This window comes from Leisingera sp. XS_AS12, assembly GCF_041224635.1.
Taxonomy (GTDB): domain Bacteria; phylum Pseudomonadota; class Alphaproteobacteria; order Rhodobacterales; family Rhodobacteraceae; genus Leisingera.
Genome location: NZ_JBGFGM010000104.1, coordinates 60,436 through 85,327 on the forward strand (window position 1 = coordinate 60,436; position 24,892 = coordinate 85,327).

The 24,892-nt window shown below is 66.2% G+C and carries 27 protein-coding genes; 17 read left to right on the top strand and 10 right to left on the bottom strand.

Translation table 11 applies throughout. The annotated features are described in order from the left end of the window. The first annotated feature begins 55 nt into the window (after positions 1 to 55). From AB9K35_RS13120 to AB9K35_RS13145, 6 genes are all read left to right on the top strand, one after another. Positions 56 to 1,159, top strand: a complete 1,104-nt coding sequence (locus tag AB9K35_RS13120; RefSeq protein ID WP_369926687.1) for a CaiB/BaiF CoA transferase family protein — start codon at positions 56 to 58, stop codon at positions 1,157 to 1,159. A 57-nt stretch (positions 1,160 to 1,216) separates the two neighbouring features. Next, positions 1,217 to 3,205, top strand: coding sequence for a CocE/NonD family hydrolase (locus AB9K35_RS13125; RefSeq protein ID WP_369926688.1), 1,989 nt, complete (start codon positions 1,217 to 1,219; stop codon positions 3,203 to 3,205). Positions 3,206 to 3,439: 234 nt separating this feature from the next. Then, a complete protein-coding gene (locus AB9K35_RS13130) occupies positions 3,440 to 4,417 on the top strand; it encodes a glycosyltransferase family 2 protein (RefSeq protein WP_369926690.1) in 978 nt (325 codons plus the stop codon). Between the two features lie 2 nt (positions 4,418 to 4,419). Beyond that, entirely contained in the window at positions 4,420 to 4,800 is a 381-nt protein-coding gene (locus AB9K35_RS13135; protein ID WP_369926692.1) for a GtrA family protein, read from the top strand. A 17-nt stretch (positions 4,801 to 4,817) separates the two neighbouring features. Next, on the top strand, positions 4,818 to 5,582 hold the full coding sequence (locus AB9K35_RS13140; protein WP_369926694.1) for a class I SAM-dependent methyltransferase: 765 nt from the start codon (positions 4,818 to 4,820) through the stop codon (positions 5,580 to 5,582). Then, on the top strand, positions 5,579 to 7,054 hold the full coding sequence (locus AB9K35_RS13145; protein ID WP_369926696.1) for a hypothetical protein: 1,476 nt from the start codon (positions 5,579 to 5,581) through the stop codon (positions 7,052 to 7,054). Before AB9K35_RS13140 ends, AB9K35_RS13145 begins: the two co-directional genes overlap by 4 nt. A gap of 23 nt (positions 7,055 to 7,077) precedes the next feature. Here AB9K35_RS13145 and nadC read toward each other — a convergent pair whose 3' ends face one another. From nadC to nadA, 3 genes are read right to left on the bottom strand one after another with little or no spacing between them, the layout of a single operon-like run. After that, positions 7,078 to 7,932: a carboxylating nicotinate-nucleotide diphosphorylase gene (gene nadC / locus AB9K35_RS13150; protein ID WP_369926698.1), complete on the bottom strand. Its 855-nt coding sequence runs from the start codon at positions 7,930 to 7,932 to the stop codon at positions 7,078 to 7,080. Then, a complete protein-coding gene (locus AB9K35_RS13155) occupies positions 7,929 to 9,488 on the bottom strand; it encodes an L-aspartate oxidase (RefSeq protein WP_369926700.1) in 1,560 nt (519 codons plus the stop codon). Before AB9K35_RS13155 ends, nadC begins: the two co-directional genes overlap by 4 nt. Before the next feature lie 3 nt (positions 9,489 to 9,491). Continuing rightward, positions 9,492 to 10,544 carry a quinolinate synthase NadA gene (gene nadA, locus AB9K35_RS13160; RefSeq protein WP_369926702.1) on the bottom strand — a complete coding sequence of 351 codons (1,053 nt, stop codon included), beginning with the start codon at positions 10,542 to 10,544 and terminating at the stop codon, positions 9,492 to 9,494. A 286-nt stretch (positions 10,545 to 10,830) separates the two neighbouring features. On the opposite strand from nadA, the gene AB9K35_RS13165 reads away from it, so the two are divergent. The 3 genes from AB9K35_RS13165 to AB9K35_RS13175 are packed head-to-tail and all read left to right on the top strand — an operon-like array spanning position 10,831 to position 13,045. Continuing rightward, on the top strand, positions 10,831 to 11,535 hold the full coding sequence (locus AB9K35_RS13165; RefSeq protein ID WP_369926704.1) for an ABC transporter permease: 705 nt from the start codon (positions 10,831 to 10,833) through the stop codon (positions 11,533 to 11,535). Then, positions 11,535 to 12,245 carry an ATP-binding cassette domain-containing protein gene (locus tag AB9K35_RS13170; RefSeq protein WP_222454900.1) on the top strand — a complete coding sequence of 237 codons (711 nt, stop codon included), beginning with the start codon at positions 11,535 to 11,537 and terminating at the stop codon, positions 12,243 to 12,245. Before AB9K35_RS13165 ends, AB9K35_RS13170 begins: the two co-directional genes overlap by 1 nt. Beyond that, the gene (locus AB9K35_RS13175; RefSeq protein ID WP_369926706.1) at positions 12,242 to 13,045 is read left to right on the top strand and encodes a substrate-binding domain-containing protein; all 804 of its coding nucleotides are present in this window, start codon (positions 12,242 to 12,244) and stop codon (positions 13,043 to 13,045) included. The genes AB9K35_RS13170 and AB9K35_RS13175 overlap by 4 nt, the downstream gene beginning before the upstream one ends. A gap of 75 nt (positions 13,046 to 13,120) precedes the next feature. On the opposite strand, the gene phnF is transcribed toward AB9K35_RS13175, so the two are convergent. Further along, the gene (phnF, locus tag AB9K35_RS13180; RefSeq protein WP_369926708.1) at positions 13,121 to 13,834 is read right to left on the bottom strand and encodes a phosphonate metabolism transcriptional regulator PhnF; all 714 of its coding nucleotides are present in this window, start codon (positions 13,832 to 13,834) and stop codon (positions 13,121 to 13,123) included. Between the two features lie 107 nt (positions 13,835 to 13,941). Here phnF and phnG point away from each other — a divergent pair, with 107 nt between their 5' ends. The 7 genes from phnG to phnN are packed head-to-tail and all read left to right on the top strand — an operon-like array spanning position 13,942 to position 18,957. Then, on the top strand, positions 13,942 to 14,394 hold the full coding sequence (gene phnG / locus AB9K35_RS13185; RefSeq protein ID WP_369926710.1) for a phosphonate C-P lyase system protein PhnG: 453 nt from the start codon (positions 13,942 to 13,944) through the stop codon (positions 14,392 to 14,394). Next, on the top strand, positions 14,394 to 14,978 hold the full coding sequence (gene phnH, locus AB9K35_RS13190) for a phosphonate C-P lyase system protein PhnH (RefSeq protein WP_369926712.1): 585 nt from the start codon (positions 14,394 to 14,396) through the stop codon (positions 14,976 to 14,978). Before phnG ends, phnH begins: the two co-directional genes overlap by 1 nt. A gap of 3 nt (positions 14,979 to 14,981) precedes the next feature. Beyond that, positions 14,982 to 16,082, top strand: coding sequence for a carbon-phosphorus lyase complex subunit PhnI (locus tag AB9K35_RS13195; protein WP_222454905.1), 1,101 nt, complete (start codon positions 14,982 to 14,984; stop codon positions 16,080 to 16,082). Continuing rightward, entirely contained in the window at positions 16,079 to 16,936 is an 858-nt protein-coding gene (locus AB9K35_RS13200; RefSeq protein ID WP_369926714.1) for an alpha-D-ribose 1-methylphosphonate 5-phosphate C-P-lyase PhnJ, read from the top strand. The genes AB9K35_RS13195 and AB9K35_RS13200 overlap by 4 nt, the downstream gene beginning before the upstream one ends. Beyond that, a complete protein-coding gene (gene phnK / locus AB9K35_RS13205; protein WP_369926716.1) occupies positions 16,936 to 17,706 on the top strand; it encodes a phosphonate C-P lyase system protein PhnK in 771 nt (256 codons plus the stop codon). The genes AB9K35_RS13200 and phnK overlap by 1 nt, the downstream gene beginning before the upstream one ends. A gap of 10 nt (positions 17,707 to 17,716) precedes the next feature. Beyond that, on the top strand, positions 17,717 to 18,400 hold the full coding sequence (phnL, locus tag AB9K35_RS13210; RefSeq protein WP_369926718.1) for a phosphonate C-P lyase system protein PhnL: 684 nt from the start codon (positions 17,717 to 17,719) through the stop codon (positions 18,398 to 18,400). After that, entirely contained in the window at positions 18,397 to 18,957 is a 561-nt protein-coding gene (gene phnN, locus AB9K35_RS13215) for a phosphonate metabolism protein/1,5-bisphosphokinase (PRPP-forming) PhnN (protein WP_369926720.1), read from the top strand. Before phnL ends, phnN begins: the two co-directional genes overlap by 4 nt. Here phnN and AB9K35_RS13220 read toward each other — a convergent pair. Next, a complete protein-coding gene (locus AB9K35_RS13220) occupies positions 18,939 to 19,622 on the bottom strand; it encodes a DUF1045 domain-containing protein (protein ID WP_369926722.1) in 684 nt (227 codons plus the stop codon). The genes phnN and AB9K35_RS13220 overlap by 19 nt on opposite strands. A gap of 50 nt (positions 19,623 to 19,672) precedes the next feature. Between AB9K35_RS13220 and AB9K35_RS13225 the strand changes: the two genes are divergently transcribed. Further along, positions 19,673 to 20,815 carry an alpha-D-ribose 1-methylphosphonate 5-triphosphate diphosphatase gene (locus tag AB9K35_RS13225; protein ID WP_369926724.1) on the top strand — a complete coding sequence of 381 codons (1,143 nt, stop codon included), beginning with the start codon at positions 19,673 to 19,675 and terminating at the stop codon, positions 20,813 to 20,815. A 29-nt stretch (positions 20,816 to 20,844) separates the two neighbouring features. Here AB9K35_RS13225 and AB9K35_RS13230 read toward each other — a convergent pair whose 3' ends face one another. Genes AB9K35_RS13230 through AB9K35_RS13250 form a run of 5 tightly spaced genes read right to left on the bottom strand, consistent with a single transcriptional unit; the run spans position 20,845 to position 24,886 of the window. After that, complete coding sequence (locus AB9K35_RS13230) at positions 20,845 to 21,324, bottom strand: class I SAM-dependent methyltransferase (protein WP_369926726.1); 480 nt, start codon at positions 21,322 to 21,324, stop codon at positions 20,845 to 20,847. 1 nt (position 21,325) lies between these two features. Continuing rightward, positions 21,326 to 22,084, bottom strand: a complete 759-nt coding sequence (locus tag AB9K35_RS13235; RefSeq protein ID WP_369926728.1) for a polysaccharide deacetylase family protein — start codon at positions 22,082 to 22,084, stop codon at positions 21,326 to 21,328. Continuing rightward, positions 22,081 to 23,217 (bottom strand): glycosyltransferase family protein, encoded by a 1,137-nt coding sequence (locus AB9K35_RS13240; RefSeq protein ID WP_369926730.1) that lies wholly within the window; start codon positions 23,215 to 23,217, stop codon positions 22,081 to 22,083. The genes AB9K35_RS13235 and AB9K35_RS13240 overlap by 4 nt, the downstream gene beginning before the upstream one ends. Continuing rightward, the gene (locus AB9K35_RS13245) at positions 23,214 to 23,801 is read right to left on the bottom strand and encodes a histidine phosphatase family protein (RefSeq protein ID WP_369926732.1); all 588 of its coding nucleotides are present in this window, start codon (positions 23,799 to 23,801) and stop codon (positions 23,214 to 23,216) included. The genes AB9K35_RS13240 and AB9K35_RS13245 overlap by 4 nt, the downstream gene beginning before the upstream one ends. Beyond that, the gene (locus tag AB9K35_RS13250; protein WP_369926734.1) at positions 23,801 to 24,886 is read right to left on the bottom strand and encodes a glycosyltransferase family 4 protein; all 1,086 of its coding nucleotides are present in this window, start codon (positions 24,884 to 24,886) and stop codon (positions 23,801 to 23,803) included. The genes AB9K35_RS13245 and AB9K35_RS13250 overlap by 1 nt, the downstream gene beginning before the upstream one ends. Positions 24,887 to 24,892: the final 6 nt, after the last annotated feature.

The following is a 24,892-nucleotide window of genomic DNA, read 5'->3' on the forward strand; positions in this document are numbered from 1 at the left end:
CAGACCGTCTATTCAGCTAGGGCACGCGCTGCCGGGACAACAGGAAGGAATGCCCATGACTCCGCTTGAAGGTCTGAAAGTGGTCGAACTCGCCCGCATCCTGGCAGGCCCGTGGATCGGCCAGTCGCTGGCGGATCTGGGGGCCGAGGTCATCAAGGTCGAAAGCCCGGATGGCGATGATACCCGCAAATGGGGCCCGCCCTTCATCGAGCGCGAAGGCGACCGCAGCGCGGCCTATTACTACTCTGCCAACCGCGGCAAATCCTGTGTGACCGCTGATTTCCGCACCGAGGAAGGCCGCCAGACGGTGATTGACCTGGTCCGCGATGCCGACATCCTGATCGAGAATTTCAAGGTCGGTGGCCTCGCCAAATACGGTTTGGACTATGCCAGCCTCAGCAAGATCAATCCGCGGCTGATCTACTGCTCGGTCACCGGTTTCGGACAGGACGGACCTTATGCGCCGCGGGCGGGCTATGATTTCCTGCTGCAGGGCATGTCCGGGCTGATGTCGATCACCGGCGAACCGGACGGCCAGCCGCAGAAGGTTGGGGTGGCGATCACCGATATCGTGACCGGGCTATACGGCAGCATCGGCATCCTCGCCGCGGTGGAGCAGCGTCATCGCACCGGACGCGGCCAGCATCTGGACATGTCGTTGATGGATTGCGCCACCGCGCTGCTGGCCAACCAGGCGATGAACTACCTGGCGACCGGTGAAAGCCCCAGACGGTTGGGCAATGACCATCCCAACATCGCGCCATACCAGGTGATGGCGGTGCAGGATGGTCATGTGATCCTCGCGGTGGGCAACGACGGCCAGTTCCAGCGGCTGTGCCAGGTTCTGGAGCTGGCGGATGTCGCCGAGGATCCCCGGTTCCAGACCAATCAGCTGCGCGTTGACAATCGCGAGGCGTTGACGACGCGGCTGGAGCAGGCTCTGTCCGGTTGGACCCAGGCTGAACTGCTGCAGGCACTGGAAGCGGCCACGGTTCCTGCAGGGCCGATCAACACCATCGGGCAGGCTTTCGACGATCCGCAGATCCGTCACCGCGGCATGAAGATCGCGCCGGAGGGGGTGCCGGGGGTGCGGGGGCCGTGGAAATTCTCCGATGCCGAACTGGCGCTGGACAAGACCGCTCCGAAACTGCCACGCTGATCCGCGTCCGCCGCGCGCAACGTCCGGCTGTGGCGCAATGCAAGATGCGAGGTCAACATGGCAGGTGCCTTTGAGGTGATCGACAACCACTGGATCCCGTTGCCGGATGGTCGACGGCTGGCAGCGCGGATCTGGATGCCCGCAGGCGCGGGGCCGTTTCCGGCGATCCTGGAATACCTGCCTTACCGCAAGGGTGACGGCACCGCGCCGCGCGACGCCACCACCCATCCGGTTTTTGCCGCCGAAGGCTATGCCTGCATCCGGGTGGACATCGCGGGCACCGGCGACAGCGAGGGAGTGTTCGACGACGAGTACTCCGAACAGGAACTGTCCGACGGCGAGGCAGTATTGACCTGGATCGCGGCGCAGGCGTGGTGCGACGGCAATGTCGGCATGATCGGCATCAGCTGGGGCGGCTTCAACGGGTTGCAGCTTGCCGCGCGCCGCCCTCCGGCGCTGAAGGCGGTGGTCTCGGTCGCTTCGACCGTGGACCGCTATGCCGATGACATTCACTACATGGGTGGCTGTTTGCTGAGCGACAATGCCAATTGGGGCAGCCAGATGTTCGCCTATCAGTCCCGCCCGGCGGATCCCGAGCAGCGGCCTGATTGGCGTGCGGACTGGATCCGGCGGATCGAGGGGATGCCCTTCATGGCAGCCGAATGGCTGCGCCAGCAGACGCGGGGCGATTTCTGGAAACATGGCTCGGTCTGCGAGGATTGGTCCGCGATTGAGGCGCCGGTGCTGGCGATCACTGGCTGGGCGGATGCCTATGTGAACGCGCCACCGGCGCTGGCGGCCAATCTGAAGGTGCCCGCCAAGGCGCTGATCGGCCCGTGGGAGCACCGCTATGCCCATATCGCCAAGCTCGACCCGGCGGATTTCCACGGCGAGGTGCTGCGCTGGTTCGACAAATGGCTGAAAGGGCAGGACAACAGCGCCGAGGCGCTGCCGGACTACCGCACTTTCATGCAGGAACACTTCAACCCCTCCATGCAGAACAAGCCGCGCCGCGGCCACTGGATCGCGGAGGCGGCCTGGCCTTCCCCCAACGTGCGGGACCGCCGCCTGCATCTGGGGCAGGGGGGGCTTTCGGATCAGCCTGCCAGTGGTACGGTTGCGGTGCGCAACCCGGCGACGCTGGGACAGGCCTCGGGCTATTTCTGCCCGGGTATGCGGTTTGACAATGAACTTGCCGGGGACCAGGCCGGGGATGATGCGCTGTCCGTCTGCTTTGACAGCACGCCGTTGCAGGAACCGTTGCAATTGCTGGGGCGGCCGCGGTTGAAGGTGGCTTTCACCGTCGACAGGCCGGTGGCGCAGCTGGTGGCGCGGCTCTGCGATGTGGCCCCGGACGGGGTGTCGCAGCGGATTACCTACCGCCCGCTGAACTTGTGCTGCCGCGACAGCTTCGAGACGCCGGAACCGCTGGTTCCGGGAGAGCTCTATGAGGCGGAGATCGAACTGAATGAATGCGCGCATCAGCTGCGGGCGGGCCATGTGCTGCGGCTGGCGCTGTCGACCTCGTATTGGCCAGTGGTCTGGCCCGCGCCGCAGGCCGCCGAGGTGACGCTGCATCTGGAGCGCTGCACGCTGGTGCTGCCACAGCGCGAGGTCACCGCGGAGATCGCGCCGCAGAACCCCGGTCCGCCGCGGGCGTACCCGACCTATGACGCCCACGAGCTGCGGGCGCCGGGCGGCCGCTCGGAAACCGTATCGCGCGCCGATGGCACGCTGGTTCTGGATACTTTTGACGATTACGGCATGGCCGAGGATGCGGCCAGCGGGCTGCGTGTCGGCAGCCATGTCGCCATGCATTACGAGATCCATCCGGACGATCCGGCCTCGGCCGTCTTTGCCAGCAACTGGACGTTTGAATTCTCCCGTGGGCAAGACTGGCAGGTCTCGATCGAAACTGAAAACCGGATGCATTGCGATCAGGAAAATTTCTACCTGTGGCGCAAGGTGCGCGCCCATGAAGGGCCGGAGCCGCGCGAGGTCGTCACACGGGAGTGGCAGGAAACGATTCCCCGAGGACTGCTGTGACAAGGCCGGTGCGGGGTGCGAATGCCGCCGCCGAGACGGTGAATTTCCGGCAGGTTTTCGGCAAGTTCTCCGCATTCGCCACGGTTTTGACATAGTGCGTTACTGAAAGCACACAGGGCCTTAACCATTTGGCTGCAAATTTGGGTCTTGGTGAACTGCCGTTGCCCTTGCTGCGCCGGACCGGCAAATATCTGGGTTAACGAGCGGTTAACGAACAGAATTGAGGGCGACACAGTGCAGCTATCGGTTGTTGTGCCCTGCTACAACGAAGAAGAGTCGGTGCCAATGCTGGTCGACCGGCTGGTGCAGGCGATTGAACCATGGGCCGACGAGGCCGAAATCATCCTTGCGGATGACGGCTCCAGCGATGAGACTTGGGCCGCGATCGAGGCGGCGCATCGGCGCTACCCGGTGGTGCGTGGCATTCGCCTGTCAGCGAACCGTGGTCATCAGGTGGCGCTCACGGCGGGGTTGGAAGCCGCGAAGGGTGAACGCATCTTCATGCTGGATGCCGACCTTCAAGACCCGCCGGAAATCCTGCCGGACATGATGATGATGATGGACCGCGGCTATGACGTGGTCTATGGCCGCCGCGCCGAACGTCAGGGCGAGACGCTGTTCAAGAAGGCGACCGCCTATCTGTTCTACCGGTTCCTGAACACCCTGTCGGATGTGGAGATCCCCAAGGACACCGGCGATTTCCGCCTTGTCAGCCGCCGCTCGCTGGATGCGGTGCTGGCGATGCCTGAGCGGGCCCGCTTCATTCGTGGCATGTTCGCCTGGGCAGGGTTCAAACAGATCGGGTTGGAATATGTCCGTGATCCACGGGTGGCCGGGGTGACGAAATACCCGTTTCGCGCCATGCTGCGCTTTGCGACCGATGCGCTGACGGGATTTTCCACCAAGCCGCTGAAAATGGCGACGCGGCTGGCATTTCTCAGCCTGTATGTCACCTTTCTGATGGCGGTCTACGTCTTCCTGTCGCTGGTGCTTCACAACACGGCGCCCGGCTGGGCCTCGATGCTGTTGGCGATCTCCTTCTTCTCCGGCATCCAGCTGCTGACACTCGGCATCATGGGCGAATACATTGGCCGCCTGTACATGGAGAGCAAGCAGCGGCCGATGTATTTCGTGGCCGAGGAAACCGGGGCCAGCGACGTGCCAACGGTTCCGCAAACTCTGCGCGAGCCTCTGCGCAGGGAAGCCTCCTGACCATGGTGGATGTCGGACAGATACTGCGCTTTGCCACAGTCGGCGTCTGCGTCGCCGCATTCTACGTGCTGGGGTATTCAATGCTGCTGAGCGCCGGAATGTCGCCACTGCCAGCCAATATCCTGGCCTTCGTTGCCGCGGTGATTGCGCAATACGTGCTTCAGACCAGCTGGACCTTTCGACGATCGCTGGGGTTGCCCGACCAGATGCTGCGTTTTGCCTGCACGGTCGCAGCGGGCCTCGCTGTCTCGACGCTGGTGACCTGGGCAGTTGGTCCCGCATTGGGCTGGGCCCCCTGGGTTGCGGCAGCGGTCGTCGCGGTGCTCCTGCCCGTGCAAAATTACCTCATCTTTCGCTTGTGGGTCTATTCCGCGGCCGGTTGAAACAGGAACAAGACACCATGTCCCATATCTATTCCAACGCCTTCTACGACTATATCGACCGTGGTGCGCGCAGCTCGGCGCAGGCGATGATCTCAGTGGTGCAGCCCTGCCTGCAGGCGCAAAGCGTGCTGGACCTCGGCAGCGGCCGCGGCGTGTGGCTGGGCGAATGGCTGAAGGCCGGAGTGGCGGATGTGGCCGGGGTGGACGGCGACTATGTCGACCGCGACCGGCTGTCGATCCCGCGCGACAGTTTTCATGCCGCGGATTTGACCAAGCCTTTCGACCTGGGGCGGAAATTCGATCTGGCGCAAAGCCTGGAGGTGGGCGAGCACCTGCCCGAGGCAGCCTCGGCCACGCTGGTCGACAGCCTGACCCGCCACGCCGACCGGGTGCTGTTCTCGGCCGCGGTGCCGGGGCAGGGGGGCGAGTTCCACATCAACGAAAAGCCTTTGTCCTTCTGGCAGGAGCTGTTCGCGGAGCGCGGCTATACCGCCTTTGATTTTGCCCGTCCCAAGCTGAAGCATATGGAGGGGCTCGAGCCCTGGTACCGTTACAACACCGTGCTGTATGTCAATGACGCAGGCCGTCAGGGGCTGCCGCCGGAGGTGCTGGCCAGCGAAGTGCCAGCCGGGCGGCCGGTGCCGCTGGCGGGCAGCCTCGGCTGGCGCATGCGGCGCGGTGTCGTGTCGATGATGCCGCGCGGCATGGTGACCAGGATTGCGCAGGCGCGCGCCGCCGTGCTGGCCCGCCAGGCGCAGCGCCAGCAAGAGGCGCAGGGATGAGCCTGACCGCCGACGTCTCCGGCGCAGCCGCCCGGCCGCAGGCAGCCTCGCAACTGCCGGTGACCGTGGCGGCGGTCTTTGCCGTGATGCTGCTGGCGGCGGTGTTCCAGCTGCCGGATCCGATGCTGCGGCATGACGACTATCCTGCGCTGCTGGCGGATCCTTCGCTGTTTTACAGCAAGACACTGACCGAAGGGCGCTGGGTCAATTACCTGTGGCATCTGCGCGGGCTGGTGACACCGGCCTGGCTGAACTTTCTGGCCTACCAGTTGCTGTGGGCGATCTACCTCGGGTGCCTGGTTCACAACGCCTTTGGTCGGGAGGTGGCGCTGTGGCAGCGGGTGATGGTGGCGCTGATTGCCGGGCTGGCGCTGCCTTGGGTGCTGATTTCCCTGTGGTTCAACACGCTGCTGCTGGGGCTGGCGATCGTTGCGCTTTATGCTTGGCTGTCCACCCGGCTGAGCGAGCGCAGCTGCCGCTGGCTGATGCTGCTGTTCGTGCCGGTGTCACTGATGGCCTATACCACCTATCCGTTTCTGATCCTGGCGCTGAGCCTGACGCGGGCAGAGACGAACAGATCTGCCCGCGATCTGGCCGGGCTGCTGGCGCTGTTCATTGCCAGTTTCGCGTTGGGCATGCTGACGATCTACTCGCTCAACTACGCGGTCCATGGGGTTTTCGGCGTGCCGATGGCCGAATGGCGCAATCCCAGCCCGGCCACCGATCTGGCTTCGCTGCTGGAAAACGGCAGACTGGCACTTGATTACCTGGTGGCGCTGGTGCGCAGGGGGACCTACGGCAATACCGGGCTCGCGCTGCTGCTGGCGGGCGTGCTGGCGGTGGCCGTCTGGTCGGTGCTGCGCCGGGACAGGTGGCGCGGGCTCTATATGCTCAGCGGTGTCGGGTTGGGGCTGGGGCTGGTCTGCCTGCAGGTCATCCGCACGGGTATCGACATGCCCCTGCGCTCTGGCGGGTTCGTGTGGCTGTATGGCGCGGTGTTTCTTGGCCTGTTCGCGATCGCTTTGCAGGATGCAGGCCGTGCCCGGCTCAGCCGCAACCTGTTGTTCTCTCTTACGGCGATGTCGGTGATCTTTGCGGGGATGACGCATTATTTCGCGTCCGAGTGGCAGCGACTCAGCCGCGCGATGGCGGACGAGCTGGGGGCGGGCAGCGGGCCGATATTCGTGACCGGCACCTATCTGTCACTGGAAGCGGCGCGCAAATCGGACCTGCAAAAGGACCAGTCGGTGGTCTTCCGGCTCGAGCACCTGACGGGCCGCCCGGTGGTGATGTGCGAAAGCCAGCCGCAGGAGTGCGCACATCTGCCAAAGGCGCTGCGCGCAGGACTGCAGGAGAGCGTCAAACCCTACGAGGTGCGCCAGATCGACGGCGCGTCGGTGCTGATGCTGTCGCCCGTTGCCCTGCGCAAGGCCAAGCTGGAACCGACGCAGCCGCAGCCTCAGGCGGATTGATCAGGGGCGGCGGCGCCCGGCCCTCAGAAATCGAGACCCAGGTCCAGGGTGCGCGCCGAATGGGTCAGTGCCCCCGAGGAGATGTAATCCAAGCCGGTTGCCGCCACCTCGGCAATCCGTTCCAGTTGCATGTTGCCCGAGGCTTCGGTCACCACATGGCCGCGTGCCATCGCAACGGCCTGCGTCAGCGTTGCGGTGTCCATGTTGTCCAGCAGCACCACGTCGGCGCCGCCGGTGGCGATCACCTCTTCCAGCTGCTCAAGGGTGTCGACCTCGATTTCCACTTTCATCATGTGGCTGGCGCAGGCCTTGGCGGCGGTCAGTACCGCCTTGATGCCACCCGCGGCGGCAATGTGGTTGTCCTTGATCAGGATCGCATCGGACAGGCCGAAGCGATGGTTGTAGCCGCCACCGTGCAGAACCGCCTGCTTTTCGGCGATGCGCAGCCCCGGCGTGGTCTTGCGGGTGCAGGTGATGCGGGTGTTCGTGCCTGCGGTCTGTGCCACGAAACCAGCGGTCAGGGTGGCAATGCCGGTCAGCCGCCCGGCAAAGTTCAGCGCGACCCGTTCGGCTGACAGGATCGATGCGGCCGAGCCTTCGATGGTCATCAGTGTATCGCCTTTGGCGCAGGTGGAGCCATCGTCCAGCAAGGTCTCTACCTTCAGTCCGGCGTCCACCAGGTGAAAGGCGATGCGGGCGATCTGCATGCCCGAAACCACACCCGCCTCGCGCGCGTTCAGCCGCGCCTGGTAGGTCGCACTGGCCGGGATCACGGCGCGGGTGGTGATATCGCCGTTCTGGCCCAGATCTTCCATCAGGGCAGCGCGCACCATCGGTTCCAGGATCAGGTCGGGCAGGCGGGCAAATTGTTGTGTCATTGGAAATCCTCTTGCACCCGGGCGCGGATGGCCAGGGCTTCGGCCAGGGTTATGCGTGTGCGTTGCGCCTGGGCCGGATCGGTTTCGGGGTAGTCATCGCGGTAGTGACCGCCACGGCTTTCCTGCCGGGCGAGGGCCGCGGCAGCGATCAGGGTGGCAGTGGCGCACATGTTGACGAAGTTCTCGTCCTCCGCCTGTTCGGCCTCCAGCCGGGCAAGGATTGCCAGGGCCCGCCGCAGGCCCGCGGCGTCGCGCCGGACGCCGACAAAGGCGGTCATGGTTTCACGCAGAGTGGTCAGCGCCTTAGCGTCCATCGGGCAGCCGCCAACGGGAAACTCCGGCGCGATCTCGGCGCACTCCGCGGTTGTCTGCAGCTGGGCTGCGATGTCCTGCGCGGCGTTGCGGGCATAGACCAGCGCCTCCAGCAGGCCGTTGGAGGCAAGCCGGTTGGCCCCGTGCAGCCCGGTCGAGGAGGCCTCGCCGCAGACCCAGAGCTTGCGCAGGCTGCTGCGTCCCTGCATGTCGGCCTCGACCCCGCCCATGTGGTAATGCGCGGCGACCGCGACGGGGATCGGCTCGGTGACCGGATCGATGCCCGCCCGGGCACAGGTCTGCGCCACGGTGGGAAAGCGGCTCAGAACCTCCGCGCCGAGGGCGGCGCGGGTGTCGAGCATCGGGCGGCGGCCAGCTTGGGTCTCGGCAAAGATGGCACGGGCGACGATGTCGCGCGGCGCCAGTTCCGCATCCGGGTGGACCGGCAGCATGAAGCGCGCGCCCTCGGTATTGATCAGCACCGCGCCTTCGCCGCGCAGCGCCTCGGTGGCCAGCGGCGCGGGGTCTTCGCCGATGTCGAAGGCGGTGGGGTGAAATTGCACGAATTCCGGATCCGCGAGCCGCGCACCGGCACGGGCGGCAAGCCCGATCACCTGGCCGCGGATGCGCGGCGGGTTGGTGGTATGGGCATAAAGCCCGCCAGAGCCGCCACCGGCCAGAAGCACCGCGGGCGTGCGGATCAGCACCGCTGCGGAGGGCGTGTCCGCCCGGCTGATCCAGACGCCGGAGACGCCATCCTCGTTGGTTTCCAGCCTCACGGCCAGGGTGTTTTCCAGCACCTGTACGTGGCGGGCGGCCCGCACCGCAGTGATCAGCGTTTGCATGATCCGGTGACCGGCCTGATCGCCCTTGACCCGTACCACGCGGGCGGCGGAATGGGCGGCCTCGCGGTTCATCACGTAGTTGCCGGCGGCGTCGCGGTCGAACGGCGTGCCCAGTTCTGTCAGGTCCAGGATGTGATCGCGGGCCACGCGTGTCACCATCGCGGCCACCCGGCTATCAACCGTACCGGCTCCGGCGCGCTGGGTGTCGGCGGCGTGGGCCTCGGGGCTGTCGGGGCGTTCCATCGCGGCGGCGACCCCGCCTTGAGCCCAGGAGGAGCTGGCGCCCCGGCCCAGTGGTTCGGGGGAGATGACCAGCACCGGGTGCGGCGCCAGTTCAAGCGCTGCGTAGAGCGCCCCCAGACCGGCGCCGACAATCACGATGCGGCCGGTGTCCAGCACGTGTCAAATGCCCAGTTTGCGGCTGAGGCCGATCATCCTCTGCACCGCGATGCGGGCTTTCTCGGCCACCTCGGGGTCCACTTCGACCGGTTCGGTCATCGTGTGCAGCGACCACAGGATCTTCTCCAGCGTGATCTTCTTCATGTAGGGGCACATGTTGCAGGGGCCGACGAATTCGACCTCCGGCAGCTGGTCGGCAATGTTGGATGCCATCGAGCATTCGGTGATCAGCAGCGCCTTTTCCGGCTTCTCGTCGGTCACGTATTTCACGATGCCACTGGTCGAGCCGGAGAAATCCGCCTCAGCCACCACGTCGGGCGGGCACTCGGGATGCGCGATCAGCCGGGTGCCGGGGTTCCATTCACGGAAGTCGCGCAGATCCTGCGCCGTGTACTGCTCATGCACGATGCAGGAGCCTTCCCACCAGACGATGTTCTTTTCCGGCACCAGCTTGGCGATGTTCTGCGCCAGATACTGGTCCGGCGTCATGATGATGGTGTCTTCCTCCATCGCGGCGACGATCTGCGCGGCATTCGAGGAGGTGCAGCAGATGTCCGACGCCGCCTTCACCTCGGCGGTGGTGTTCACGTAAGTCACCACCGGCGCGCCGGGATAGCGGCGGCGCATCTCGGCGACGCCCTCGGCGGTGATGCTTTCGGCCAGCGAGCAGCCGGCCTCCATATCGGGGATGAGGACGGTCTTTTCCGGGCTCAGGATCTTGGAGGTCTCGGCCATGAAATGCACGCCGCACTGCACGATCACGTCGGCTTCGACCCGGGTTGCCTCGATCGCCAGCTGCAGGCTGTCGCCGACCACGTCGGAAATGCCGTGGTAGATCTCGGGCGTCATGTAGTTATGCGCCAGCACCACCGCGTTGCGCTGTTTCTTCAGCTCCAGGATGGCGGCGACATAGGGCGCATGGGTGGCCCATTCGATCGGGTTCACCACCCGGTCCATCCGCGCGTAGACATCGGCCATCTTCTCGGCCAGTGCCGGATTGGGGGCCAGATCGTAGTGGTTGGCGAGCTGATCCCGCATGGATTGCAGGTCGAACATGGCATATCCTCAAGATTGCGTCCGGGGGGGGCACTTTGGGCGCGGTTTGTTTCATGTTCGCATGCCGCACGCAAGCGCAGTGGTGCGAAATAGGCACCAAATGCGGTGATTTGGCACGTTGGGCGCCGATTGGCGGCAGCGTGGGCTCCTTGGGGCGCGGCAAAGTGGCGGCAGAGCGGCGTGTTTGCCGTTTTTGACTGTCCGAATGTCCCGTCCTGTGGTTGGAACAGACCTGAGCCGTGATAGTTCCGGCAGCAATTGAAACCGCGGGGAAAAGACCGGGCCGATGGGTGATTTGTGGGCAGGGCTGGGGCAGGCATTCTGGCTGCTGGTGACGCTGGATGCGGATCTGGTCGAGATCACCCTGCGTTCGCTGCGGGTGACGCTGACGGCGCTGGTCATCGCCTGCGCCATCGCACTGCCGCTGGCGGCCTTTCTGGCGGTGCGCCGGTTCCGCCTGCGTCGCGCCACCATCGCGGTGCTGAACGCGCTGATGGGGCTGCCGCCGGTGGTGGTGGGGTTGATTGTCTACGTGTTCCTGTCGCGGGCCGGGCCGTTTGGCGTCTTCGGCCTGCTGTTCACGCCGACCGCGATGATCATCGCGCAGGTGATCATCGTGGTGCCGCTGGTGGCCTCGGTCGCGCATCAGTCCCTGCGTGAGCTGTGGAGCGACTACCACGACTTGCTGATCTCGATGAACGCCACCCAGTTCCAGCGCATCAAGGCGCTCTTGTGGGACGGGCGGCGGGCCTTGCTGACCGCGGCGCTGGCGGGTTTTGGCCGCGCCATCGGCGAGGTCGGCGCGATCATGGTAGTGGGCGGCAATATCGACCATGCGACGCGGGTGCTGACCACGGCGATCGCGCTGGAGACCGGCAAGGGCGAGTTTGCCATGGCGCTGGGTCTGGGATTTGTGCTGATCGCGCTGGCGGTGGCAGTAAACCTGATGATCCACTGGCTGGGCCGCACCGAGAGCGAGGGGCGCTGGTAATGGAGATGTTCCCTCTGGTGGTTCAGGGCGCCTGCGTGCGCCGCCGCGGTAAGCTGCTGGTCGGGCCGGTGGATCTGACGCTGGGCGGGCAGGGCAGCGCCATCGTGATCGGTCCCAACGGCGCGGGCAAGACCACGCTGTTGAAGATGCTGCACGGTATCGTGCGGATGCGCGACGGCAGCCTTGATTGGGCCTGCCCGCTGGCCGAGGCGCAGAAACATCAGGCCTTCGTGTTCCAGACCCCGGTGATGATGCGCCGTACAGTGATCGAAAACATCGCCTACCCCCTGCGTCTGACAGGTGTCCGCCGCCGCGAGGCCCGCGCCCGCGCCGCCGACTGGGCCGAGCGGGTGGGGCTGGGCAGCATTCTGGAGCGGCAGGCCACCAATCTCTCGGGCGGCGAGCGGCAGAAGCTGGCTCTGGCCCGTGCCCTGGTGCGCGAGCCGCAGGTGCTGTTTCTGGATGAGCCCTGCGCGGCGCTGGACGGCCGCGCCACCCGCGAGATCGAGGAGATCCTGACCCGCGCCGCCGCCTCCGGCACGCGGCTGATCATGTCGACCCACAACATGGGGCAGGCGCGGCGGCTGGCGGATGAGGTGATCTTTGTCCTTCGCGGCCGCATCCACGAATTCGGCCCGGCAGATGAATTCTTTGCCGGCCCGCAAACCGCGCAAGCGCGCGCATTTCTGAACGGAGATATTGTAGAATGAAAAAGCTGATTATCGGCGCAGTTGCCTCCTTGGCGATGGCCTCGACCGCGCTGGCCGAAGAGATGAAGATGGCGGTGACCACCTCTTTCCACAATTCGGGACTGGCCGAGATCCTGCTGCCGGAAATCAAGAAAGACCTCGGTCTGGATGTGCAGCTCTTGGTGGTTGGCACCGGCCAGGCGATCCGCCTGGGCGAGGCGGGTGATGTGGACGCGATCCTGGTGCATTCAAAAACCGCCGAGGAGAAGTTCCTCGCGGGTGGCAACGGCACCCACCGGCGCGAGATCATGTACAATGATTTTGTCTTTATCGGCCCCAAGGCGGATCCGGCCGGTATTGCACAGGCCGCCGATGCCGCCGCTGCCCTGCAGCAGATCGCACAGGCCGAGGCGGCATTTGTCAGCCGTGGCGACGACAGCGGCACCCACAAGAAAGAGCTGAGCCTGTGGTCCGCTGCCGGTCAGGCGCCGGAGGGTTTTGGCGATTGGTACCGCGCGGTTGGCGCAGGCATGGGCGCAGCGCTGAATACCGCCGCTGGCATGGATGCCTACATCATGTCGGACCGCGCGAGCTGGCTGAACTTTGGCAACAAGGGCGGCCTGGATCTGCTGTTTGCCGGTGATCCGGTGCTGTTCAACCAATATGCCTACCTGCCGGTGAACCCGGAAAAGCACCCCCATGTGAAGCATGATCTGGCGATGCAGCTGGAGGGCTGGCTGGTCTCGGACAAGGCCAAGGAACTGATCAACGGCTACCAGATCAATGGCGAAACGCTGTTTGTCTTCAACGCCAAACAGTAAACTCCGCACCAGCGGAACACGGCCCCTGCCAAGCGGCGGGGGCTTTTTTGTTGCAAAGGGGGGCTGCGGCAGGCCTCAGTCCTCGCCACCGACGGTCAGGGTGACCCGGTCTCCGGCAAACCAGGTGCGGCCGAACTCGACCGGGGTGCCGTCGGTGTCCACGCTGATCGAGGTGGTGCGCAGGATTGGCGCGCCCTCGCTGATGCGCAGGTGCAGCGCCTGCGTGGCGGTGGCCAGCTTGGCGGTGATGCGGGTTTCCAGCCGGGTGTAATCCGCCACGCCGCAGGCCTTCAGCGCCGCGGTGATCGAGGCTTCTTCGCGCAGGGCGTTGCAGAGGTCCGGCAACCGCTCCGCCGGGAAGATTGCCTGCGCCAGCGCCACAGGCTGGCCGTCCGCCAGCGACAGCCCGTCATAGACATGCACGGGATCACCGGGCGCCAGCCCCAGTGCCTCGGCCTCGCGGACACCGGCCGCACGGGTTTCCAGCATCAACACCTGCTTGGCCGGGGTGCGCCCCTCGCGCGCCAGGTTCTGGTGAAAGCGCACCCGCTTGCCGATCGGATAGTCAGCTGGCTTGGCCGCCACGAAAACGCCCGCACCGCGGCGCGCATGCACCAGGCCCTGCTCGGCCATCTCGGCCAGGGCGCGGCGCACCGTGTGCCGGTTCACCCCGAAGCGTGCGGACAGCTGTGCTTCGGGCGGTAGCTTGGCACCGGTCTCATAGCGCCCCTGCGCGATGTCGTCGGTCAGGGCGATGGCAATGGATTTCCAAACGGGGGTGCGGGCCATGTCACGGAACTTTCACAAGACTCAGATTGCGCCGCCCGGGGCGACTCGGCTAACATTTGTCTAGTTGTATAGTTGAAGTAGACAACCCGGCCAAGAGGCTTAGACAGATGAACACAGAAATTTCCGCACAGGACCGCAAGGGCTGGATGAGCCTGCTGGCCAGTGCAGACGAGGCCCGGCTTTCAGAGCTGTGGCAGGGCTATGGGGCGGATCCCGCCTTTGACTGGCTGCGCGCGCCCGAGGCGGGCGGCGTCATGGTGCGTGGTCGCATGGGCGGCAGCGGCGCGCCCTTCAACCTCGGCGAGATGACCGTCACCCGCTGCGCGCTGGTGCTGGCGGATGGCACCGCGGGCCACGGCTACGTGCAGGGCCGCAGCAAGGCCAAGGCCGAGATCGCCGCCAAGATCGACGCGCTGATGCAGACCTCGGCGGCAGAGGATCTGCGCGCCGCGGTGCTGGCGCCGCTGGCCGCCGAACAGACGGCCAGGAAGGAAGCCCGCGCCGCCAAAGCGGCGGCCACCAAGGTCGAATTTTTCACGATGGTACGGGGAGAGGACTGATGCAGGCACAGGCCCGAAACACGGTCTATGGCGGTGGTTTTGCCAACCCGCCGGTGGACTCGGCGCATGGGTTCCGCGCCGCGATGAACGTCATGGCGCGCCCCGGCACGATCCAGCAGATCAGCGGTGCTGTGCCGCCCGACGGCATCTCGCCTGCGGCTGGCGCGCTGCTGCTGACCCTTTGCGACCCGGAAACCGGCGTCTATCTGGCGCCGGATGTGGACAGCGACGACCTGCGCGGCTGGCTGACCTTTCATACCGGCGCGCCGGTTGTCGCGGCTGAGCAGGCGGACTTCGCCTTGGGCAGCTGGGCGGCGCTGATGCCGCTGGACCGCTTCCGCATAGGAACCGCGGAATATCCGGACCGGTCGGCGACGCTGATCGTCGAGATGCCAGAACTGGATGCCCCCAACGCACGGCTGCAGGGGCCGGGGATCAAGGACAGCGCCGACCTGACGCTGCCGGACCTGGAGGCATTTCAGCACAACGCGATGCTCTATCCGCTGGGCGTCGATTTCTTTTTCACATCGGGTTCGCAGCTGGCGGCGCTGCCGCGCTCGACCAAAGTCACCGCTGGGGAATAGTCCATGTATGTTGCAGTAAAAGGCGGCGAGCAGGCGATCGACAACGCCCATGCCTGGCTGGCTGAGGAACGCCGCGGCGATACCTCGGTGGCCGAGCTGAGTCTTGCCCAGATCCGCGAACAATTGGCCCTCGCGGTCAACCGGGTGATGGCCGAGGGTTCGCTCTATGATCCCGATCTCGCCGCGCTGGCGATCAAGCAGTCGCGCGGCGATCTGATCGAGGCGATCTTCCTGATCCGCGCCTATCGCACCACGCTGCCGCGCTTTGGCTACACGCAGCCGGTGGACACCGGAGCGATGGCCTGTGACCGCCGCATCTCGGCCACCTTCAAGGACGCGCCGGGCGGACAGGTGCTGGGGCCGACATTTGACTACACCCACCGGCTGCTGGACTTCAAACTGGCTGCCGACGGGGAGGTGCCTGCCGCGCCCGAGGCAGAGCCGCGCCGCGAGCCGACGCCGCATATCACCGAGTTCCTGCAGGGCGAGGACATCATCGAGCGCGAGCCCGCCTCTGACGCGGAGCCGGGCGATCTGACCCGCGAGCCGATGGCCTTTCCGGCTGGCCGCGCGGTGCGGCTGCAATCGCTGACGCGCGGCGATGAGGGTTTCATCCTTGGCATGGCCTATTCGACCCAGCGCGGCTATGCGCGCAACCACGCCTTTGTCGGCGAGCTGCGCATCGGCACAGTGCCGGTCGAAATGGAGATCCCCGAACTGGGCTTTGCCATCGAGATCGGCGAGATCGAGCTGACCGAATGCGAGACGGTGAACCAGTTCAAGGGCTCCAAGACCGTGCCGCCGCAATTCACCCGCGGCTATGGTCTGGTGTTCGGCCAGTCAGAGCGTAAATCCATCGCCATGGCGCTGGTTGATCGCGCCCTGCGCTGGGAAGAGCTGGGCGAGGACAATGTCGGGGCGGCCGCACAGGACGAGGAATTTGTCCTGAGCCACGCCGACAACATCCAGGCCACCGGCTTCCTCGAGCACATCAAGCTGCCGCATTACGTCGATTTCCAGTCCGAGCTGGAGCTGGTCCGCAAACTGCGCCGCGAGGCCGCGGAACTGGCGGAAAACCTTGCAGCACAGGAGGCTGCGGAATGAGCGACTACAACTTTGCATACCTGGACGAACAGACCAAGCGGATGATCCGTCGGGCGATCCTCAAAGGCTTGGCGGTGCCGGGCTATCAGGTGCCCTTTGCCAGCCGCGAGATGCCGATGCCCTATGGCTGGGGCACCGGCGGCGTGCAGGTCTCGGCCGCAACGCTGACGCCGGACGACACGCTGAAGGTGATCGACCAGGGCGCAGATGACACCACCAACGCGGTGTCGATCCGCAAGTTCTTTGAACGCACGGCAGGCGTGGCCACAACCGAAGAAACCGCCAAGGCCAGCGTCATCCAGACCCGTCACCGCATCCCCGAGGCCGAGCTGAGCGAAGATCAGATCCTGGTCTACCAGGTGCCGATCCCCGAGCCCCTGCGCTTCCTTGAGCCGCGCGAAACCGAAACCCGCAAGATGCACGCCTTGCAGGAATACGGGCTGATGCACGTGAAACTCTATGAGGACATCAGCCAGCACGGCGCCATCGCCACCGCCTATGCCTACCCGGTCAAGGTCGAGGGGCGCTACGTGATGGATCCCTCGCCGATCCCGAAGTTCGACAACCCCAAGATGGAAATGGCCGCGATCCAGCTATTCGGCGCAGGCCGCGAGCAGCGCATCTATGCGGTGCCGCCCTACACCAAAGTCGTGTCGCTCGATTTCGAGGACTACCCGTTTGAGGCCAGCAAGGCCGACCACCCCTGCGACCTGTGCGGGGCAGAGGACAGCTATCTGGACGAGGTGATCCTGGACGACGCGGGCAACCGGATGTTTGTCTGCTCGGACACCGATTATTGCCGCTCGCGGCGCGAGGCGGGCCACAGCGGCCGTCTGGGAGAGGAGGCAGCGTGATGACACCTTTGCTGCAAGTGAAAAACGTCGCCAAGATGTATGGCGCACGGATCGGCTGCACCGACGTCAGCTTTGATCTCTACCCCGGCGAGGTGATGGGCATCGTCGGCGAAAGCGGCTCGGGCAAGTCGACGCTGCTGAACAGCCTGGCAGGGCATCTGACGCCGGACCGCGGCGAGGTGATCTTTGACACCCGCGCGGACGGGCCGGTGGATGCCGTCACCATGTCGGAACCGCAGCGGCGCATGCTCAGCCGCACCGATTGGGCCTTTGTGCATCAGCATGCCCGCGACGGGCTGCGGATGTCGGTTTCGGCCGGCGGCAACATCGGTGAACGGCTGATGGCGGTGGGCGACCGGCATTACGGGTCGATCCGCGAACGCGCCGCCGACTGGTTGGGCCGGGTCGAGATTGCCGACAGCCGCATCGATGACCGTCCCTCGGCCTTCTCCGGCGGCATGCAGCAGCGGCTGCAAATCGCCCGCAACCTGGTGACCGGCCCGCGGCTGGTGTTCATGGATGAACCAACCGGCGGGCTGGATGTCTCGGTGCAGGCACGGCTGCTGGATCTCTTGCGCGGGCTGGTGCGCGAGATGGGTCTGAGCGCCATCATCGTCACCCATGATCTGGCGGTGGTGCGGCTGCTGGCGGACCGGCTGATGGTGATGAAAGACGGCCATGTGGTTGAAAGCGGGCTGACCGATCAGGTGCTGGATGACCCCCAGCACGGCTATACCCAGCTGCTGGTCTCCAGCGTGCTGCAAGTCTGAGGGTGACGAGATGATTGAACTGAACAACGTCAGCAAAAGCTTCACACTGCACAATCAGGGCAGCGCGGTGATCCCGGTGATGGAGGGCGCCAGCCTGAGCGTCAAACCCGGCGAATGCGTCGGCCTGATCGGCGCGTCGGGGGCAGGGAAATCCACCCTGATGCGGGTGATCTACGGCAACTACCTGGCAGCCTCCGGCAGCGTCATGGTTGGTGGCACCGACGTGGCGACGGCAGAGCCGCGCGAGATCCTTGAGCTACGCCGCCACACGATGGGCTACGTCAGCCAGTTCCTGCGGGTGGTGCCGCGGGTGGCGACGCTGGACGTGGTGGCGGAGCCGCTGCTGGCGGTGGGTACACCAGTTGATGCGGCCCGTGACAAGGCCGCGTCCTTGCTGGCGCAGCTGAACATTCCCGAGCGGCTCTGGGGGCTCAGCCCGACTACCTTCTCGGGCGGTGAACAGCAGCGGGTCAATATCGCCCGCGGCTTTGCCCATGACTACCCGGCGCTGCTGCTGGATGAACCCACAGCCAGCCTGGACGCGCAGAACCGCGCCACGGTGCTGGAGCTGATCACAGGAGCCAAGGCGCGCGGCGCGGCGATTGTCGGCATCTTCCATGACGAGGCCGCCCGCGAACAGGTTTGTGACCGCTTCATCGATGTCTCGGCCTTCACCCCGCGGAGTGCGGCATGACCGGCCCCGCGGTAAAAGGCCCGGTGATCGCCGTGGTTGGTCCCTCGGGCGTGGGCAAGGACAGTCTGATGTCGGCGCTTGCGGTGTCGGGGCCGGGGCTGCGGATCATGCGGCGGGTCATCACCCGCGCGCCGGAGGCAGGCGGCGAGGACTACCAGCCGGTGAGCGAGCCAGAGTTCTCCGCCCTGGCAGAGAATGGCGTCTTTGCGCTGCACTGGCAGGCGCATGGGCTGCACTACGGTATTCCGCGCGACATTGAAACGCTGCGTGAGGGCGCAGGCGGGGTGTTGGTCAACCTGTCACGGGCTGTGCTGCTCGAAGCACAGGAGGTGTTCGGCGATCTGATCGTGCTCTCGGTTACCGCCCGGCCCGAGGTGCTGGCACAACGTCTGCTTGCCCGTGGGCGCGAGGATGCGCAGGAGGTCGAACGCCGATTGGCCCGCTCCGGCAACCCGCTGCCGCAGGGGCTGGCGCGGGTGCATGAGATCGACAACAGCGGCGCGCTCAGCGCTGCGGTGCAGGTGGCGCTGAGCGCGCTTCAGCCGCTGAGGGCGTAGCGATGGATCAGGTGAAACCGCCCGTCCTCAGCCTCGCCCATCAGCGCCAGATCGCGGATTTCGAACGGTTCGGGCAGCAGCGGCAGCAGGTGGCTGGCCAGCGCGTCCTCGACCACGGGCAGCTGGGGCTTCGGCAGCTTGCCGGTCAGGGTGATGTGAAAGCGGAACTGGCCCAACACGTAAGGGTAGCCCCAGCGGGTCAGGTTCTCGTCCTGCTCGGCGCTCAGCCCCGCCGCGCGGCGGCGGGCCAGCTCAGCCTCGGGGGCAGGGGCGCGGAACGGATCAAGGTCTCGCACGCAGGCCGAGGCCAGCGCATTCAGCGCCGTCTCATCCCCCACCGGGCGCAGCGCCAGGAACCGGCCCAGCCGCGCAAGCTGCAGACCGTCCAGCGTGACGGGCTGCTGGCGCGCGGCCAGCGCGGCGCAGGCGTCCTCCAGCGCGGCCTGGGTCTGCCCCTTGGCCAGCCGCAGCGGCGGTTTCATCGTCGCATGCAGCCCGTACTTGCGCGGCACCGCGGTGATTTCGGCAACATCCAGTCCGGCGATGTCGGGATGGGGCAGCTCTGCCCCCGTTTCCATGTCCCAGCCCAGCCAGCTGGCGGCAAACCGGCTCCAATCCGCCGTCGCGGGCGGAGCATAATAGATCGCGTATCGCGTGAATGTCACATTGGCCTCCTAAACGTGGCCTTCCATAGCTCGAAAGATGTGAAGTTCAGATGACAGAAGAGTTGATTCTTGCCAATGCCACCCTGGTACTGCCCGGCGAAACCCGCACCGGCAGCGTGAAAGTCGTGGATGGCGCCATTGCCGATATCTCCGATGGGACTGCCGTGCCTGCAGGCGCGGTCGATTGCGGCGGCGACTGCATCTGCCCCGGTCTGGTCGAGCTGCACACGGACAATCTGGAACGCCACATCCAGCCGCGCCCCAGCGTCGACTGGCCCCATGCCAGCGCCATCATCGCCCATGATGCGGAACTGGCGGGCACCGGCATCACCACCGTGTTTGACGCCATGCGCGTCGGCTCGATCAAGCGCAAGGAAAGCCGCTATGGCGCCTACGCCCGGCAGCTGGCCAGCGAACTGCTGGAGCTGCGCGGCCAGAACGCGCTGAAAATCTCGCATTTCCTGCATCTGCGGGCCGAGGTCTGTTCCGACTCGCTGGTGGAAGAGCTGAACGAGTTCGGCGAGGCGGACCGGGTCGGGCTGGTCTCGCTGATGGACCACACGCCGGGCCAGCGGCAGTTTCGCGACATCTCCAAGCTTGAGGCCTATGTGAAGGGCAAGCACGGGTTCGATGACGCGGGCTTTCAGGCCCATGTGGCGCACCTGAAATCGTTGCGCGACACCTACGGCGATCTGCACGAGGCCGAGGCGGTAAAGGCTGCGCGGCGCTTCGGGGCGGTGCTGGCCAGCCATGACGACACCACGGCGGAGCAGGTCGCGGTTTCGGCGGGTCACGGCATCCAGCTGGCGGAGTTTCCCACCACGGTGGAAGCGGCGCGGGCCTGCCATGCCCACGGCATCAAGGTGATGATGGGCGCGCCAAACCTGATCCGCGGCGGCTCGCACTCCGGCAATGTCGCAGCGCATGAGCTGGCAGAGCTGGAGCTTCTGGACATCATCTCATCCGACTACGTGCCGGCTGCGCTCTTGGTGTCGGCAGTGCGGCTGGGCGAGCTGTGGGGCGATATGGCCCGCGGCCTCGGCACCGTGACCCATGCGCCTGCCGATGCGGTGGCGCTGGCAGACCGCGGGCGGCTGGAGATCAGCAAGCGGGCCGACCTGATCCGTTTCCGGCTGGTCGGCGGCGCGCCGGTGCTGCGTGGCGTCTGGTCACGCGGACAGCGGGTGGCCTGACGGCGCGGGCGCGCGCCGTCAGCGGGCAGTCAGGACGCGCGGTAGAACATGTAGCGGCCCGGCGGGATGCCCGCGGGGCCGTCCAGCTCCTCCAGCCCGACCAGCGGCTGGCCGGAGACGATGATGCCGCCGGGGGCCATCACGGCGGCGACATGCGGCGACAGGGCTGCGGCCTCGGCCACGTCCTTTTCCTTGTCACCAACGCCGAAATCGTAGTGGGCTAGGGCAATCCGGTGACCACCGGCCGCCAGCTGCGCCAGCATCGGCTTTGCCTCACCTTGCAGGAAATCCTGTTCCGGCGGCACGCAGGAAGGATGGCATTGCAGCACCCGATCGATCACCCAGACCCGCCGGTCCGGCAGCGTTTCGCGCAGATGGTCGTAGGTGCGCCCATTGCCGAGCCCGAGGTCCAGCACATCGCCGGCGGTGTCCGCAATCTGGTTGGCAGCCCAGTTCAGCCCGTCGCGTTGGGCGGTCAGTCGGCGCAGCATGGAATCAAGGCGGCTCATGTCAGGAAATCCTTTCGTCGAAGGTCCAGGCTTCTGCCGGTCCGGCCAGCAAGCGCTCTGCAAGGGCAACGGTGAAGTCCCACGTCGCGCGGTCCTGCACAAGGTGGTGGGTCAGCAGACCATAGGGTTCGTTGTTGTCGGCTTCGCCGAGGCGGCGGTCGCGCAGCTGGCGGGTCACTTGCGCAATCAGCTGCTGCGGTGGCAGCAACCCGCGTCCCCCCTTCCAGTCAATCGGATCCAGATGGGTGTTGACCCGCAACAAACCCGGCGCAGGTTTGGCCTGCTTGCGGGGCGTGAAGGTTGAAATTGCCGAGTACCCCGCGCCTGCGAGCCAGGTCAGCATCTGCGGGGTGATGCGGTTCCAGGGCGGAACGAACATCGGGCGCAGGGCGCTGCCGAACAGGTCCTCTAAGGCCGCCAGCCCGCGTTCGGCGTCGTCCAGCAGGTCATCCAGGGGGCGATGGGCACCGAATTCGGCTTTCTTCTCGCCCGCCGGGGCATGGTTCTGATGCGCCCAGCCATGCACAACCGGCAGCAATTGCGGATGTGCCGAGACATATCGGGCAAGGTCCGCCGTGGCGCCCTGCGGGATCACCGCCAGGTGTACGGGCAGCTCCAGCCGGGCAGAGACCTTGGCCAGGCGTTCCAGCTCGGTGGAATGGGAGGTGGCGTCATCATCGCGCCACCACAAGGGGAGCGTCATGCGCGCCGCGCGCCAATGGCTCAGCTCTGTATCCAGCTCGTTCCAGTCGGGTTTCATCCGCGCTCCTTCTCCAGCTGCGCAGCAATCTCCACGGTCCGGGCGGCGCCGTCAAACCGGAAACCGCTGGAATCACGCTGCGGCGCCTGCATGGCAGCCTTGACCGCAGTGCATAGCGCCTCGGGCGTCAGCGCGGCCGTGGCCAGCACCTCGATGCCATCAAGTGGTGCGAGGCTGTCGGCGCGCAGGCTCTGTTCGGTCTCATTGCCCGCATCAAAGGGGATCAGCACCGCCGGGGTTGCCGCCTGCAGAAGATCCAACGCGGTATTATAGCCGCACATGCTGACAGAGGCGGCGGCATGCGACAGCATCTGACGGAAATCGGGGCGGGCAGGTTCCAGCAAGGCGGGGGAGCCCGCCTGCGCAAACTCCGCAATCCGCGCCGCTGCGTCGGTGCCGCCGACCAGCAGCCGCCAGCGATGGTCCGGCATCAGCCGTGCGGCCTCCAGCGCGGTGCGGTAAAGATCGGCACCGACGCTGCCGCCACCGGCGCTGACCAGGATTTCGCCCGTCCCGGCCCGCTCGGGGTGCGGCCCGGCAGCGGCGGGGGCGACGTAGCCGGTATAGCGCAGCTTGGCCTCCAGCATCGGCGAGACCGGCCAGCTGACCTGCAGCCGGGTCGCGGCGGGGTCGGAATGCACCAGCACCGCGTCGTAGAAATGCGAGATGACCGCATCGGCCTTCTCGGCCTTTTCCGGTTTCGAGGGCGGCGCCAGGATGTCGCGCACCGAAGACAGGATCACCGGGCGGCGCGGCATCTTGTGGGCCGCCTCCAGCAGCGCCAGGAACTCGCCGCGCAGGGAGCGGCGGCCAAAGGGGTAAAGCTCGGTAATCAGCACATCTGGCTGCGCCTTTTGCAGGGCAGCGCAAAGCTGCGACTGACGCTGGGCCAGATCCTCAGCCTGCGCCACGGAGCCTTCCGCGGTCAGCAGCCGGGTGAAATCCACCCCGTCAGAGCGCAGCGGCGGCAGCTGCACCAGCGTCACGCCGCACGTGTCCAGCTGCGGTGCCGGAAAGCCGCCGCTGACCAGCGTGACCTGATGCCCTTCGTGGTCGAAGGCCCGTGCCAGTGTCAGCGCCCGCGACAGATGGCCCGTGCCCAGAAGATGCGTGACTGCGATCAGGACTTTCATGCGGTCTCCTCGCGGATCAGGCGGATGGGCTCATCCACGGGGCGCAGGGTCGGGCCGTCGATTTCCACGATGAACAGCCGGTTGCGCTTGACGCGGAAGGGCGCGGGGCCGTCAAAGTCCCAGCCGTGGGCGCGGGCGAGGATCATCCGCATGATGCCGATGTGGCAGACTGCGACCGTGTCGCGCGTCAGCCCCCGCAGCCAAGGTTCAATGCGATCCCAGACCTCGGCCGGGGTTTCGCCGCCGGGCGGGCGGTAGTGCCAGCCCCAATCCTCGATGTCGCGAAAACCGCTGCTGGAGTCCGCCTTCAGGTCGGTGCCGTGCAGTCCTTCCCACTCGCCCCAGTTCATTTCCGTCAGCGCGGGCGCGGTGCGGGGCGGGCGGCCCGCGACCAGTTCCGCGGTCTCCGCCGCGCGCTTCAGCGGGCTGGACCACAGGTCTGCATCCGCCCAGTCCGGGGGCAGGCTTTGTGCGGCCAGCTCGGCGCGGGCGGTGTCATCCATCGGGATATCGCTGCGGCCCTGAATGCGGCCCGCGCGGTTCCAGGAGGTATGGCCGTGGCGCAGCAGGGCAAGTCGGATCATCAGGAGACCTCGATCAATGGGGTGACAGTGTTCCAGAAGCAAGCGACCGCTGCCGGTTCAAGATGGCGGCCCGCGATCCGCGCGCGGGCCTGGGTGCCGCGGTGGCGACGCAGCGCGGTATCGCCCAGCAGTTCCGTTGCCAGTGCCGCGAGGCCCGCCGCACCCTGTTCTGGCGCAGGATACGTTCCGGGCAGGAGCACGTCACGCACGCCGGGCCGGTCCTGTGCCACCACCGGCAGCCCATGCGCCTGCGCCTCCAGGTAGACCATGCCGAAGGCCTCGTTGACGCCGGGCCACAGCAGCAGGCTGGCGCGGGCATAGGCCTCTGCCAAAGCGTCCTGCGACAGCTGGCCCAGAAACCGGACGCGACTGGCGAAGGGCGCCATCATCGCCTCGACTTCCGGGCGGGCAGGGCCGTCGCCGGCAATGTCCAGCTGCCAGTCGCCTGCCATCATCGACAGAGATTCGGCGATCAGCCGGTAGGATGCCAGTTTGTCGCCCTTGCGCATCATCGCAGCGGTCAGCATCGGTCCGTCCAGTGCGGACGCGCGGGGCAGAGCGGTGCGCGGCAGGAAGGGCGGCAGCTGCGCCAGCAGTTGACTGCCTGTGCGGTCCCGCTGCAGGGCAAAGCGGTCGTGTTCGGTGAAATAGAAGATTGCCGCGGCAGCATCGGCGGCGGCATGGGCCGCACGGGCGAACTCCGCCCAGTCGCCGCTCAGCCGTTTCTGCGCGCGGGTGGATTCGATCTGCACATAGGGCATGCCGCGGGCGCGCGCCACGGCGGGCCCGATCAGGTCCGGCGCCTTGTAGTAGTTGTGGTAGGTGACCCAGAGATCCGCCGGGGGCATGTCGCGCAGCAGCCGGGCGACCTCTTGACTGGCTGCATCTTTCAGCTTCGCTTGCGTCTCTGCACAGACCTGCTTGTCATAGATCCGCAGTTCCGAGGCAAGCTGCACTTCGGCCCCGCTGGCGGTCAGCATCGCCATCAGGTTGCGGGCAATCGCGCGGTCGCCCGAGGGCACCGGGTGGTGCGGCGGCTTCATTGGCGCGTAAAAGGCGATCCGCGTGCCGCGTCCCGGTGCCATCCGTGA